Here is a 15,078-nt window from a genome sequence, read left to right as displayed (position 1 = left end):
TATCAAATAATAATGAATGTTAATTTGTTATAGAATCGGAGTGGTTTTGTGTTAAAATTTAAGAGAATTGATTTAAACGATAAGAAGTTATTAGATGCTTATTTGAATGACTTTGAATACAAAAGTTGTGAATATTCGTTTACTACACTTTATATATGGAAAGACGCCTGCGAAATAGAGTATGCTATATACGACAATGTATTAATTATTAAAAAGAAGGATTTTGATGGTGAAACTCATTTTATGCAACCTGTAGGTTATAAAATTGAACAACTTAGAGAAATAGTTGAAATGCTGAAGGAGTGCAAAATTCAGCTTGAAATGCAGTGTTTGTTCAAAGATATAGAAGAGAATTTTGTAGAAGATTTAAAAAAAACATATGGCGAAGATATAGAGATTGTAGAAGATAGAGATAATTTTGATTATATTTATGATAGTGAAAAGTTGATATCCCTTTCAGGAAAAAAACTTCATGCTAAAAAGAATCATTACAATCAATTTATAAAAAATTATTCTTATGTTATTAAAGATATAAGAGAAGTTTCTATTGAAGAGTGTATTAAAGCACTTAACTATTGGTTAGAGCAAAAAGAGGACAAGAGTGAATATTTATGTTACGAGATTAAAGGGGTGGAAAGCCTGTTAAGAAACATAGATAAATTTAATTTCCAGGGTATGGTTGTATTTGTGGAAGATAAAATAGTAGCACTTACAATTGGAGAAAAGATAAGTGATGAAACAGCAGTAATACATATTGAAAAAGCAGATCCAGAAATAAAGGGATTATACACTTTTATAAATAAAATTTTTGTTGAAACTTGTTTTAGTAGTATACCAAAAATAAACAGAGAGCAAGATTTAGGTATACCGGGGTTAAGAAAAGCAAAAGAATCATATAAATTGTTTGAATTTGTTAAAAAGTATGTAGTAGAATAAAAAAATAATCTGAAGAAAACCAAATTAATGTTAAGAATGATTTTCTGTTGAAGTAGAAAATAAGGGAGTAGATTTTGTTCATATAAAATCTACTCCCTTATTTTATTTATTAGTTGATTCAAGGCTAGTGGAAAGACCTGATAATATGTTTACGTGAGATTTATCTTGATTTAACATTGAATTTACTAAATTTTTACTATCGTTATCAAGATCGCCTTTAATCATTTCATCCACTAATTTAATTCCTTGATTTTCACCATTTAATGCTTTTTTAATATAACTACTTGGTTTACTTTTAGTGATATCTGCTATATCAGAAATAGTTTCAGCAACTTTTCCAATCACACCTATATTTTTGGTTGGGATTCCTCCAAGATTTTGTACTCTTTCTGCTAAAGATATAGCTTGAGTCTTATGCTCTTTTTGTATTTTTTGAAGTTCGGATTTTGCATTTGCATCAGATATATTATCTATATATTTTTCATAGGAGTCTATTGCCATGTATTCACCTTTTAATATAGTATTTAATTCACTTATGGAAGTCTTTTTAAGCTTTTCTGTGAAAGTAGAAGGATCAAGGGTGGCATTTTCAGCCTTATTTTTTATTGGATTATTTTTTTTAATTTTAGATTTACCTTTAGTCATGCACAACACTCCTTTCTAAATATAGTATGCACATGTGACGCTATTTTATGTAAATATTATTTTTCCAGGTGTGTATATAAAAAATAATTATAAAAATATTGTATTTACACACAATAATATTAAAATATATTTGGAGATGAGATTATTATGTCGGCTTATTCTAAAATTTATATGATTGGTAAGGAAAGTAAGGATGGTTTAGAAGATATATATGTTGAAATTTTACAAGGAGAAGGAGAAAAACGATGGTATGAAGCAAAGTATGATGAAGAAAAACTCCAAAGACTTGGAAATATACATGCTGTTATTCCAGAAAACAGAGATGATAAAAATGCAATTTTAGATATTTGTTTAGCTTTTGCACCTAAATTATTTGAAAATTGTAAAAGTTTAGCTAATGTAAAAATGAACCTTGGAAATACAAATACATTAGATTTTTCTACTGGACTTCATGTACCAAAGGAGTGGGAGAGCTTAAGACAAGAGGCAGAAGGTGAATTTAATTTAATACATGTATATGAGGCAGATATAAAGAAACACAGACAACAGTAGGTTTGTGAAAACAAATCTACTGTTGTCTGTAAAAATACTAAATGAGACTAATATGAAGCTAAGAAACTTATATTGTTCTAGTCTGATCCACATAAGTTTTACATCTGGACTATCTGTTAGTAGTTTTCTCTAAATCATTATAAAGCATTTTGGTTTTAGAGGCATCATCATAATTCATAATAATAAAATTATTTTTAGTAATGATATATAAATATGGACCATTTGAAGACTGTATAAATACTTCCCCAGTTCCATATCCATTTACATTGAATTTACCTCTTTTTACAGAACCAATGCCTGTACCAACAATCTTACTCATACTAGGAACCGTATCTTTTAAGTATACGTTTTTTATTTCATTTGTATTAGTGGAGTAGCTTTCAAGACCTGCTTTTATAGAAAAATCATTAATTCCAAGAGAAACTTTAGTGCTTGAAGTCATCTCAATGCCTAGAATTGCAGCTACAACTCCTAGGGTAATAACTGTAATGCCAATTGAAACAAACATTCTCATGTTAGTCTTTTTTACTTTGAATTTACCAAATTTAAAAGGAGAAGATGAATAATCTTTTCCACCTAAAATTTTGCTACCATTGTAAAGACAAATTCTTACGCCACCAAAACACAAAAGAGAAAATATAAGTAGCATAGATATAAATGAAAAAAATAAATCCAATTTCGCTATGCTAATAAGTGCAACTATTATTATTAATAAAACAATAGTTGGAAACATCAATATCAATGGATTTAAATTTTGTTTTACTGCCTTAGCTTCATTATCCCAATCAAGATTTGGAATTTTTAAATCTATGAATACACCAAAGAGTGAACATGTTATTATTCCAATGGTTGATATAATAACTATGAGTAAAATCATTATAAATGTTATTTTAAATAAATATATTCCGATAATAAGTGTTATTATAGCGGTAAAACTGCTAATTATAAATCCAGATAATACCTTAGATAAAATTTGTGATTCATAAGGCACTGGAATATACTTCATAACGTAATAATTGGATCCTTCCCTTGAAATGGACGTTGGGCAAATCATATTAAATGAAGATGCAGCAATGAGTATGGCAGAAGCTATTGCTAAAAAACTGCCGTTCATTGTTAGTTTAGGAAGATCCGATAATCCACCTTTACCTAAAATTAAAACAAAAAACATAGCTATTGGGAATATAACGCCACCAAGTATGCAGTTCTGAAAATAAGCCGGAGTTCTAAATAGTAGCTTTAGCTCCTTCATTGTGTAGGATTTTATATATGAGTTTTTAATGGAAGCTTTATTAAACTGATTATCAGATAGCTTTTTATTGGTAGAATTTGTTGCAGACATTCCTAGAGCACCTTTTAAAAAGAGACCTTGTGCTGCCATAATAAATATTATTAGAGCAGCAATGGAAATAACTAAAAATGATAGTATGTTTAATAATCCACTTAGTGAACTTGCATTTACTAAGCCGTAAGAGGCAAGTTTCGCAGTTGGAAAAACATTAGTAGCATTTTCAAGTACGTGGGTATTTTGTTTTAATGTTCCTGCAAGAGAATTACCACTTCTACTACTTCCATTAAATCTATTTATCACAAATTGAAAAAGTATGGCAAATGCCACACCAACCACGGCAGATAAAGTTTTGAAAAGATCTTTGTTTTTAGCAGCCTTACTAAAAGACATTATTACCATTATAACTAACGAACAAAGGATGATTGGTAGCAGAGGTAAAATCAAAAATATAATTATTGAGTAAATAATAAATGCAAGGCTTCCAGCTTTATAACAAAAACCTATAAGTATTGGCAAAAGTGTGACAAATTCAGTAAAATATTCAAATATAACAATTATTATTAATTTTGATGTCAAAATTTGATAAGGATATAGCGGTAAACACAGAAGCGTTTCAATATCGTTGCTAAAATAGAATAAGCTCATTATGTAGAAAAAACCAAAAAAAATCATTATAATGCAATCTAAAGAGAAAATAGATGCCAACAATAAAGTTTGAAGATGATAGGATGCAAGAAGATCGTATGAGGAGATAGTAGAAAAAGTGAGAACAAGTGCTAAAGGGAGAAAACATAAAATTAGAATCAGTAATAGCCCTATGGTTTTTTTATTAAAACTAATTTTGTCATTTTTTAGCAAGGTTTTCGTCAATATAAATATTTTACTCATTTGCAGTCATCTCCAAAAACATCTCTTCTAGGGATTCATTTGTTTTAAAATGTTCTCTCATCCCATTTATAGTCCCACAAAATAATATCTTGCCTTTATTTATGATTGCAACCCTATCACATAATTTTTCTGCAACTTCAAGTACATGAGTTGAAAAAAATACTGTTTTACCACTATCAGCATGTTCTCTCATCATTTGTTTTAAAGTGTAGGAGGATTTGGGATCAAGGCCAGTCATAGGTTCATCTAAAATCCAAATGGAAGGACTATGAATAAGTACACCTATTATTACGATTTTTTGTCTCATTCCATGTGAGTAACTTTGTATTTTATCATTAAGTGCAGTAGCCATTTCAAATCTTTCACTTAATGATTTTATTCTGTCTTTTCTTGTTTCACTGTCTATATCGTACATGTCTGCCATAAAATTTAAATATTCTATGCCCTTGAGCCTTAGAAACATGTCTGGACTATCTGGTACATAACCAAATTGTTTTTTTGCATCCATTGGTTCATGAGTTATGTCTATTCCATTTATTCCTATGTAGCCTGAATCTTTATTTAATATACCAGTTAGCATTTTTATGGTTGTTGTTTTGCCAGCACCATTATGTCCAATAAAACCAAATATTTCGCCATCATTGATTGTGAGATTTAGACTGTCCACGGCTTTGGATTTACCATTATAACTTTTGTTTACATTTACTATTTCAATCATTATTTAGCCCTCCATTATTTAAACTCTATAGTTATAAAATATAGCAAAAGGGTTCAATAGTCAAATATTAATATTAGTAGTAAAACTTAGGTAATATGCAATAAACTTAAAAATTTAAAGATAGATAAATAGCTGCTATTGTAATAATACAAAAAACATAAATGTTTCAGCAATTAGATTCCTGCTATAATTGATTTTATGTTAATATATTAAGTAGATTTAAGTTTTAGGCATGGGGGTGTTAAAATTGTCATTAATCCAAACACTTTTTAGTAATTATGGATATTGGGTATTACTAGGTGCATTAACACTGGAACTTTTGGCATTTCCACTTCCTGGGGAAACGTTAATGAGTTATTGTGGCTATTTAGTATATAAAGGTAAGTTAAACTATGGGATAAGTTTATTTGTGGCATTTTTAGGAATAAGTATAGGGGTAACTATTTCATATTTTATTGGTAAAACTTTAGGAATAGGGTTTTTCAAAAAATACGGGAAATACGTTCATCTTGGTCCAGAAAAACTTGAGAAAGTGTCAAAGTGGTTTGATTCATATGGGAATAAACTTTTAGTGGTTACCTTTTTTATTCCAGGAGTAAGGCATATAACTGGTTATACCGCAGGAATCACAAATGTATCCATAAAAAAATTTATAATTCACTCTTATTTAGGCGCATTTATATGGTCATTTACATTTATATCCCTGGGAAAAGTATTAGGTGGAAAATGGGATAAATTGCATGGATACGCTGGACAGTTTGCAGTAATAATTTGTATAATATTGGCTCTTATTGTGGCTACTATTATTATATTAAAATACTATAAAACTCGGATAAAAGATTATACTTACAAATTTATAAGTAAAATAATTATCACATATAACTCACTGGGAAAAATTAAGTTTGCATTTATACTTACACAATTTGTACTTTTGGTCATGGTTGTTGTAATTTTAATTGTTATAGATAAGATTATGGACAATGAATTTATTAAATTTAATATTACTACATCCTACGTAATAAGAAGTATTTTTAATTTTAGTACACCAAAATTCATGAATGTATTCTTGATTATAGAAAACAATGTTGTAGTTTTATGTTTGACTTTGTGTTTAGTGGCATTTATTATATTTAAGAGTAAAAATAAGAAGTCAGATATAATTGGAATTATAGCAAATGTTTTGGGTGGTGAAGTTGTATTTATTTTGCTTAAAACTATATTATTAATGGTGGGCATAGGAAAAAACAGTATAATTAATAATTTTCCCTGTGATGTAGCATTTATTTCTATAATGTTTTATGGGTTTATTGCCTTTATAATTATGGAGTATCAAAAAAAGTATTGGATAAAGACATTAGTTATGATAACTTCAATTGCAGTGTGTATTTTAGCAGGAACAGCAGCTATACTTTTAAGAGAAGCAACTGCCAGTAGTGTTTTAGCAGGTTATGTTTTTGGTTTAACTTGGGTAATGATTAACATAAGTATAAATCAAATATTTAAAATTATAAAAGAACTTAATCAAAAACCAAGCCTTAGCTAAATGAGAGGGAGTAACCAGGATTTGCAAATATATCCTAGCTACTCCCTTTATATTTGAAAAATCATGTAAGTATTTTAACATAGCACGTAGATTTTATATGGTTTTAGTTTTTTAATGTAACTTGATTAAACTTCTTGTATTTTCATCATATTTGTTGTACCAGACTGGCCAACAGGTATGCCGGCTGCAATTATAACAACCTCACCCTTTTTTATGTATCCAGCAGTTAAACACTTTTCTACTGCATCGGCCATTAATTCATCAGTAGAAGTTAATTTTTTTGAAATTATAGTTTGCAATCCAAAATTAATGGATAAACTTCTTGCAACTTGTCTGCTAGGTGTTACAGCAATAATTGGGCAACTTGGTCTATATTTTGATACCATTCTAGCAGTAAGACCACTTTGAGTTGCTGTAATTATTGCAGATACCTTTAATTCATCCGCAGTGGTACATGTAGCAAGACTTATAGCATTTGATATGTTATTTACAGCTTTATCTTTTCTTTCATTTAAACTGGCCCTATAGTCAATATTTGATTCGGCTTCAATGGCAATATTGGACATTGTTAAAGCAGCTTCTAGTGGATAGTCTCCATTAGCACTCTCACCACTAAGCATAATTGCATCAGTACCATCAAAAATTGCATTTGCTACGTCAGAAGCTTCCGCTCTAGTTGGTCTTGGATTTCTAATCATAGAATCTAACATCTGAGTTGCAGTAATAACTGGTTTACCAACTCTGTTACATTTATGTATTATCATTTTTTGAACTATAGGAACTTTTTGAATTGGGATTTCTACACCCATATCACCTCTAGCAACCATAATACCATCAGAAACTGCAAGTATAGCATCTATGTTATCTACACCTTCTTGAGTTTCGATTTTTGATATTATTTGAATATGCTGGCCACCATTTGCATTGAGGATATTTCTAACATCTAATACATCATCGGCTTTTCTTATGAAAGAAGCTGCAACAATATCAACACCTTGCTCACATCCAAAGATTAAATCAGATTTGTCCTTTTCAGTTACGGCGGGAAGCCCGATAGATACGTTAGGAACATTTATTCCTTTATGATTTCCTATATAACCAGAATTTAAGGCTATGCAGTTTATTTCAGTACCTTCAATTGAACTTATTTTGAATTCAAGCAGACCATCATCAACTAGAATTGTACCATTTTCTTTTAAATCATGATAAAGTGCTTCATAAGTAACAGAACATCCGTTTTTATTACCAAGTATTTCTTTGCCACAACTAAAGGTGAACTTTTGTCCCTTGTCAATTAAAACTTTATCACCATTAAAATCATGAGTTCTAATTTTAGGACCTTTAATATCAAGCATTATGGCAACTGATTTATTAAGCTTTTTTCTAAGATCCTTTATAAGATCAATTTTTATTTTGTGATCCTCATGTGTACCATGTGAAAAGTTAAGTCTAGTGACATTCATTCCTATGTTCATGAGTTTTGTCAATATTTCTTCGCTATCACTAGCAGGACCAATTGTAAAAACCATTTTTGTTTTTTGCATAATTAATATCCCCTTTACTGTTTAATATAGTTATTCCATTTACTAACATGTTTTTGAAAATACCTAATAAGCATATTAGTATATTTTTATCTTACTGTATTATTACATAATAAAGCATTATGTATATATATTCAACAATGTAATATACAAAATTTTATAGATATTTGTTGTAAAGATATCCGAATTTAAAATATAGCAATGTTAATATGGTATAATATATAAACATAAGAATTAGGAGGGATAACATGTTTATTAATGAAACAAGGCTTAAAGTTAGATATGTTGAAACTGATAAAATGGGAATCGTACACCATTCAAAATATTATGTGTGGTTTGAAGTTGCTAGAGATGAATTTATAGCAAAGCTCAATATTACATATAAAGACATGGAAGATATGGGAATAATGATGCCTATAATTGAAACTCACTGTAAATATATACAAGGTGCTAAGTACGGTGATGAAGTTATAATTAAAACAAATATTGAAGAAATAACTGGGGTAAAAGTGATTTTTCAATATGAAGTGTTTAGAGCAATAGATGGGAAGATATTAGCTAAAGGAAGCACAGTTCAAGCATTTGTAAGTAGTAAGGAATTTAGGATAATAAATTTAAAACGAAAATATCCAGAACTTTGGGAAAAAATAAAGGTTGTATAGATGATGTTCTAATCATTTATACAACCTTTATTTTATAATTCGATTTTTAAGGAAATACTAAAATCTAATTTATCATTTGGTTTAACATAAATCAGATCTTGTTTTGTGGAAAGTGAACTGTTTTTCGCAGACCAAGGTTCCACACATACAAAATCAGAATCAATTACCGACCATAGAACTATATACTTGAAAAGTTTGTCATATGTAAATGTGAAAGTTCTATTCAAATCATTTAATTTAAAAGTGAATGATTTTCCAGTATGATTTAATAATATTTTGGATTCAACACTTTTTGATATGTTTATATTTTCTTTTGAAACAGGTTTTATTTTCATATCATTATTATCTAAAAATTCTGTGGCATTTGTATCATAAAAGATATCATCTTTGCTTTCAGCTTTAAAGTAGGGATGATATCCTATTGACATAGGCATATCAATATTTGATTTATTTTCGAATTGTTGAGATATAGTAAGCTCATTACCTTTTAATGTGTACTTGAATATGACCTGAAAATCAAAGGGAAATGATTTTTTAGTAAGCTCATCACTTTGGAATTTTATTGTAATAGATGCATTATCCTTTACTGAAGTATCAATTACTTCCCACTTATTTATTCTAGCAAGACCATGGTTTTTCATTGAATACTGAGTTCCATTAAGTTCATATTTACCATTAGGTAATTGGCCACATAGTGGAAATAAAACAGGTATTCCACCTCGTATATTTGAAGAAGAATCATAAAAAGTTTTTTTGTCAAGGTAAAGAGTCTCGGTTTCATTAACTCCAAAACCTATTATTATTCCTCCTCTTTCTGGACATATTTTTATGTAGGATTTTTTTTCACTGTCAATCAGTTCATATATTTTATACTTATCTTCATAGTTTTTTACATCAAACATAATAATCCTCCTAAAACAAATTTTGATTATATTATACCATATAGAGAAATTAATTTTATATACAGGTAATATTCTCAAGTTGTATTAGTTGAAGTTATACTAATTATCATATATAATAAAGTGAAATTTTATTCGTTATGAAAGAAGTGATAAAGATGAAGAAGGCAGTTGTATTATTATCTGGAGGATTGGATTCAAGTACGGCATTATATTTAGCTAAATCTGAAGGTTATGAAGTTTATGCAATATCGTTTAATTATGGTCAAAGACATAAAAAAGAGCTGGATTTTGCAAAAAAAATTGCAAATGGAGCAAAGATTAAAGAACATATTATTGTAAATACTAATATGAATGCTTGGGGTGGGTCAGCACTTACAGATTCACATATTGATGTTCCTAACGGTGATGCAGAAAGGAAAGATATTCCTGTAACCTATGTACCTGCTAGAAATATGATATTTTTATCCTATGCTGCGTCTTTCGCTGAGGCAATTGGATCTCAGGATATATTTATAGGTGTAAGCCAAGTAGATTATTCAGGATATGTTGATTGCAGAAAAGAATTTATAGATGCCATGGAAAATGCTATCAACCAAGGTACTGTTTGTGCAGTAAAAGATAATAAAAAAATAAAGATACATGCACCATTTATGAATAAGACAAAGGCAGAAGAAATAAGACTAGGAATTAAGCTTGGAGTAGATTATGGATCAACTTGGACATGTTACAATGGATATGAAAAAGCGTGTGGAGAGTGTGACAGTTGTTTACTAAGATTAAAAGCTTTTGAAGAAGCTGGATATAAAGACCCAGTTGAATATATGACTCCAAAATAGCAGTTGAAGGTGTGAGGAAAATGGAAGATATACAAAACCAAAAAGGAAATTTTGAGTTTAATATAAATAAAGTGGGGGTTGAAAATATAGAATATCCGCTTAGAATAGGGAAAAAAGATGGTGAAATAATTTCAACCATAGGAAACTTTTCTATGGCAGTTAGTCTTGAAAAAAATTTAAAGGGCATAAATATGAGTAGGCTACCTATAATATTATCACAATTGTATAATGATAAATTTTATATAAAAAATTACAAAGATGATATAAAATTTGTGTTAGATGAAATATGTGAAAGACTTCAGTCAAAAGATTCATATTTAGATATAGATTTTAAATATTTTTTAACAAAGACCGCTCCAGTATCTAAATTTCAAGGATTAATGCCATATAAATGCAAAATAAAATCTAAATTTAATAAAATAACAGATGAATTTGATTTAATACTTTATGTAGAGGTACCAGTAACAACTCTTTGTCCTTGTTCAAAAGCCATAAGTGAATATTCAGCTCATAATCAAAGAGGTTATGTTATTGTAGAAATTAGATATAATGAGGAAGTTTTTATTGAGGATATAATTTCTATAGTTGAAGCATCGGCTAGTTGTGAACTGTATCCAATACTTAAAAGAGTTGATGAAAAATATGTTACTGAGAAGGCATATGAAAATCCTAGATTCGTTGAGGATATAGTAAGACTTACAGCTAAAGAACTGAATGAGAATCATAAAATTATATGGTTTAAAGTAAGCTCTCATAATCAAGAATCAATTCATCCCCACGACGCTTTTGCCACAATTGAAGTAACAAAAATACCTAAGGCATAATCAAAGTAACAAGAGACAAGTTAAAATTATTAATAACTTGTCCCTTGTTATTTTGTTAGCTTTCATATATTTCTATGGGCAAATCATCCGGGTCACTAAAAAAAGTAAACTTTTTATCTGTGAATTCATCAATCCTTATAGGCTCAACCTTTATGTTATGTTCTTTTAAATAGGTAGCACAAGTTTCAATATCATCAACTTGAAAAGCAATATGCCTAAGTCCGCAGGATTCTGGATAACTTGGTCTTGTAGGCGAATTAGGGAAGGAAAAAAGTTCTAATCTATCATTATCACCAACTCTAAGATCCAACTTATATGAATCTCTTTCAGTTCTATAAACTTCATTTATTATGGAAAAACCTAGAATTTCTGTGTAAAATATTTTTGATATGTTGTAATCTGAACAAATTATTGCAATATGATGTATTTTATTAAATTTCATAATAACACTCCTCAAATCTTAAATTATATCCTAGATTATAGCACATATTCAAATCTACTTCCATGATTCGACATTATATGATATATTGATTAGAATATATGTTAATGATACAATAACTATATGTACATGTGACAATTTATGTGGAATATTGTATACGATTAAATTAGAGTTTTTTTGAAGTTATGGATAAAAAATATGATATATTTTATCCGGTTCTTTATGTGGGGGTGAACATATGGGCAAAGAGACATTTTTATTAGATGATACTGAAGAAATGATTTTTTTAGTTAGCAATGAAATGATAATCTTGTATGCAAATAAAGCTTCAGTGGACAAATATGGGTACGATGTAGAAAATTTGACCGCTATGAAAATCACAGATTTAATGACCGATGACGTTGTAGAAGAATTAGCTGGAAAAATTAAAAACATACAATATTCAGATACTATTTACGAAACAGTTCATAAAACAAAAGATGACAGATTATTTCCAGTAGAGGTTAGTCTAAAAAAACTGAAGAATGACAATACATTTTTAATTGAGGTAAGAGATATATCTAAGAGAACGGAAGTCCAAGGAATTTTCGCGAAAATTTCAGGACAACTTTTAAGTGAAAATGATTATAGCATCAATGTTGATTCTGTATTAGAAATAATAGGTGAATTTTCGGGAGTAGATAGAGTAGGAATATATATGTATAAGGATGATAATAAATATATAGATAATGTTAGGAATTGGTTTAGTGAAGCTACAATTAGTAAAAAATATTCTTTTAAAAATACTTATTCTAGCAATTGTTTTCAAGGTATAGATCAGGTATTAAAAATAAATGATATTACTAAGAATGAAAAATATAAGTATATACCATCTATAGAACAATCAGAGTCCATTTTAGTACTACCTATAGAAATTGGAAAACATATTGAAGGTTTTGTGGAATTTGATAGTTTACAAAAACGAGAAATGTGGCAAAAAGAAGAGATTGCATTTTTGCAAATATGCTGTGAACTTTTAGCCCTTTCCTATGTAGGAAATAGAGCAGAAAATGGATTGCTTAAGAGTAATATTGAACTTAAAGAAACATTGGAAACGCTAAAAAATACACAAAGTCAGTTAATACAAAATGAAAAAATGGCCAGCATTGGATATTTAGCATCAGGTGTTGCGCATGAAATAAATAATCCACTTGGATTTGTATCTAGTAATTTTGAGACATTAAAAAAATATGTTAATTCATTAAAAAAAATTATTGAGCAATACAAAGATTTATACCAAAATTTTAATATGGAAATATATAAAAAATTGGTTGATCATATAAATGATATAGATGAATCAGAAAACTTGACATTCATATTTGAAGATTTAGAAGATTTATATGATGATACAAATCAGGGAATTAAAAGAATAAGTGCAATTGTAAAAGGGCTTAGGAATTTTTCACATAAAGCTAATCAAGAAGATTTTGAACAATATGATTTAAATTCAGGAATAAAAGATACACTTATAATATCAAAAAATGAAATTAAATATTCGGCAGAAATTTCAGAGAATTTACAGAACATACCTATTATTCAGGCTATACCAGGCCATATAAATCAAGTTATTTTAAATATAATTATTAATGCAACTCAGGCAATAAAATCAAAAGGACAGTCTGAACTTGGAGAAATAAAAATTACAACTAGAGCGGATGAAGAATATGTATATTGCATTATTGAGGATAGTGGTATAGGTATAGCTAAAGAAAATTTGAGTAAAATATTTGCTCCATTTTTCACAACTAAGCCAGTTGGGATGGGCACGGGACTGGGGCTGAGCATTTCTTACGATATAATTAAAAACAAGCATCATGGAGAAATTATAGTGAATAGTGAAGTTGGGAAAGGTACATCATTTACTATAAAGTTGCCTATTAAGAACAGCTAAATTTAAAAAGTTGAAAAAGAATACATCCCTTATTGTAGCTATACTGTACACAATAATTTTGAATAATGAGAGGTAATATCATGAAAATACTTATAGTTGATGATTCAAAATTAAATTTACAACATGCCAAAGATGTTATAAAGAAAAACAATATCAATTGTGATGTAGAGACAAGTAACTCACCAGTAGAGGCTATGGAAATAATTAAAGAAGGTTCCATAGATATAGTTCTATTAGATATAATTATGCCGGTTATGACAGGTCTGGAAGTTTTACAAGAAATACGATCACATCCGGAATTTAAGGATTTAATCGTGCTTATGTTCACTTCATTAAATGATAAAACTAATTTACAAAAAAGTTTTGAACTGGGAGCAAATGATTATATAACTAAACCTATTGAGGAGATAGAGTTTATTTCAAGGGTTAAAGCTGCTATTAGAATCAAGGCAAATCAAAATACTGTAATCGAAGCTTTAAAAATGCTTGAAAAACAGAATGATAGGCTTAAGAGAACCACTATACAGTTAAGAGAAACACAATATCAGCTTATTCAAAAGGAAAAATTATCAGCTATTGGATCTTTGGCCGCAGGGATAGCACATGAAATTAATAACCCATTAGGATATTTGTCAAGTAATTATGAATCCCTAAATAAATACATAATGGTATATAAAGCAGTAGTAAAAAGTTATAAAGAGCTTATAGTGGAACAGAAAATTGATACAAATGAAGTAATAGTTGCCCATAGTATAACTAAGCCCATAAGTCTTAAAGATGATTTTGAAAAATTAGAATTTATCGATGAGGATATTGAAGAACTGTTAATAGATTCTAGAGATGGTATTGATAAAGTAAGTAAAATAATAAAGAGTTTACTTACTTTTTCAAGCACAGATCTAAGTTCAGAGGCTACTTGCAACAGCATTGAAGATATTATCGATGAGGTAATTATAGTACTTGGAAATGATTATAAAAAATATACGGATATCGAAAAAAAAATTGAAACTAGTAGAGAGTATTTGTGTAGTAGAGGAGAATTAAGTCAAGTATTTTTCAATATAATTCTTAATGCCATCCAGGGAATTAAATCTAGATATAGGGATGGAAGAGGACAGATTTTAATTAGGATATATGAAGAAAGTGGATATATTAATTGTAAAATTACTGACAATGGTCCAGGTATAAAACCTGAAATAGTAAAGGATATTTTTAATCCTTTTTTCACAACTAAGGATGTTGGAGAAGGAACTGGACTTGGGTTAAGTGTTTGCTATGATCTTATTGTAAACAAATATAATGGAGAAATAAATGTTGAAAGTGAAATTAACAAAGGAAGTGCATTTACAGTAAAACTACCATTTTAACTTC

The 15,078-nt window shown here is 28.8% G+C and carries 14 protein-coding genes; 8 read left to right on the top strand and 6 right to left on the bottom strand.

Going from position 1 to position 15,078, the window contains the following annotated elements:
- The first annotated feature begins 48 nt into the window (after positions 1–48).
- Complete coding sequence (locus BR66_RS0120575; RefSeq protein WP_026884604.1) at positions 49–936, top strand: DUF2156 domain-containing protein; 888 nt, start codon at positions 49–51, stop codon at positions 934–936.
- 102 nt (positions 937–1,038) lie between these two features.
- Here the strand turns inward: BR66_RS0120575 and BR66_RS0120570 are convergent, their stop codons facing one another.
- Positions 1,039–1,581: a DUF2383 domain-containing protein gene (locus tag BR66_RS0120570; protein WP_051624329.1), complete on the bottom strand. Its 543-nt coding sequence runs from the start codon at positions 1,579–1,581 to the stop codon at positions 1,039–1,041.
- A 147-nt stretch (positions 1,582–1,728) separates the two neighbouring features.
- Here BR66_RS0120570 and BR66_RS0120565 point away from each other — a divergent pair, with 147 nt between their 5' ends.
- Entirely contained in the window at positions 1,729–2,133 is a 405-nt protein-coding gene (locus tag BR66_RS0120565) for a hypothetical protein (protein WP_026884602.1), read from the top strand.
- A gap of 109 nt (positions 2,134–2,242) precedes the next feature.
- On the opposite strand, the gene BR66_RS24405 is transcribed toward BR66_RS0120565, so the two are convergent.
- Positions 2,243–4,312 carry a putative ABC transporter permease subunit gene (locus BR66_RS24405; RefSeq protein WP_156946341.1) on the bottom strand — a complete coding sequence of 690 codons (2,070 nt, stop codon included), beginning with the start codon at positions 4,310–4,312 and terminating at the stop codon, positions 2,243–2,245.
- On the bottom strand, positions 4,305–5,030 hold the full coding sequence (locus BR66_RS0120555; protein ID WP_026884601.1) for an ABC transporter ATP-binding protein: 726 nt from the start codon (positions 5,028–5,030) through the stop codon (positions 4,305–4,307). The genes BR66_RS24405 and BR66_RS0120555 overlap by 8 nt, the downstream gene beginning before the upstream one ends.
- A gap of 247 nt (positions 5,031–5,277) precedes the next feature.
- Between BR66_RS0120555 and BR66_RS25395 the strand changes: the two genes are divergently transcribed.
- The gene (locus BR66_RS25395) at positions 5,278–6,573 is read left to right on the top strand and encodes a VTT domain-containing protein (protein WP_156946340.1); all 1,296 of its coding nucleotides are present in this window, start codon (positions 5,278–5,280) and stop codon (positions 6,571–6,573) included.
- A gap of 125 nt (positions 6,574–6,698) precedes the next feature.
- Here BR66_RS25395 and pyk read toward each other — a convergent pair whose 3' ends face one another.
- Complete coding sequence (pyk, locus tag BR66_RS0120545; protein ID WP_026884600.1) at positions 6,699–8,117, bottom strand: pyruvate kinase; 1,419 nt, start codon at positions 8,115–8,117, stop codon at positions 6,699–6,701.
- 245 nt (positions 8,118–8,362) lie between these two features.
- On the opposite strand from pyk, the gene BR66_RS0120540 reads away from it, so the two are divergent.
- The gene (locus tag BR66_RS0120540; protein ID WP_026884599.1) at positions 8,363–8,776 is read left to right on the top strand and encodes an acyl-CoA thioesterase; all 414 of its coding nucleotides are present in this window, start codon (positions 8,363–8,365) and stop codon (positions 8,774–8,776) included.
- Positions 8,777–8,808: 32 nt separating this feature from the next.
- Here BR66_RS0120540 and BR66_RS0120535 read toward each other — a convergent pair whose 3' ends face one another.
- Positions 8,809–9,678: an aldose epimerase family protein gene (locus BR66_RS0120535; RefSeq protein WP_026884598.1), complete on the bottom strand. Its 870-nt coding sequence runs from the start codon at positions 9,676–9,678 to the stop codon at positions 8,809–8,811.
- Positions 9,679–9,833: 155 nt separating this feature from the next.
- Here BR66_RS0120535 and queC point away from each other — a divergent pair, with 155 nt between their 5' ends.
- Both queC and folE2 read left to right on the top strand, forming a co-directional pair.
- The gene (queC, locus tag BR66_RS0120530) at positions 9,834–10,514 is read left to right on the top strand and encodes a 7-cyano-7-deazaguanine synthase QueC (RefSeq protein WP_026884597.1); all 681 of its coding nucleotides are present in this window, start codon (positions 9,834–9,836) and stop codon (positions 10,512–10,514) included.
- A 20-nt stretch (positions 10,515–10,534) separates the two neighbouring features.
- A complete protein-coding gene (folE2, locus tag BR66_RS0120525) occupies positions 10,535–11,338 on the top strand; it encodes a GTP cyclohydrolase FolE2 (protein WP_026884596.1) in 804 nt (267 codons plus the stop codon).
- 55 nt (positions 11,339–11,393) lie between these two features.
- On the opposite strand, the gene gloA2 is transcribed toward folE2, so the two are convergent.
- Positions 11,394–11,780 (bottom strand): SMU1112c/YaeR family gloxylase I-like metalloprotein, encoded by a 387-nt coding sequence (gloA2, locus tag BR66_RS0120520; protein WP_026884595.1) that lies wholly within the window; start codon positions 11,778–11,780, stop codon positions 11,394–11,396.
- A 235-nt stretch (positions 11,781–12,015) separates the two neighbouring features.
- Here gloA2 and BR66_RS0120515 point away from each other — a divergent pair, with 235 nt between their 5' ends.
- The gene (locus tag BR66_RS0120515) at positions 12,016–13,707 is read left to right on the top strand and encodes an ATP-binding protein (protein ID WP_051624328.1); all 1,692 of its coding nucleotides are present in this window, start codon (positions 12,016–12,018) and stop codon (positions 13,705–13,707) included.
- 80 nt (positions 13,708–13,787) lie between these two features.
- Positions 13,788–15,074: a response regulator gene (locus BR66_RS0120510; RefSeq protein ID WP_026884593.1), complete on the top strand. Its 1,287-nt coding sequence runs from the start codon at positions 13,788–13,790 to the stop codon at positions 15,072–15,074.
- Positions 15,075–15,078: the final 4 nt, after the last annotated feature.

Source organism: Clostridium akagii DSM 12554 (genome assembly GCF_000686725.1).
Taxonomy (GTDB): domain Bacteria; phylum Bacillota; class Clostridia; order Clostridiales; family Clostridiaceae; genus Clostridium_I; species Clostridium_I akagii.
The sequence above is the reverse complement of the archived record's forward strand: the minus strand, read 5'-3'. Positions and strand labels throughout refer to the sequence as shown.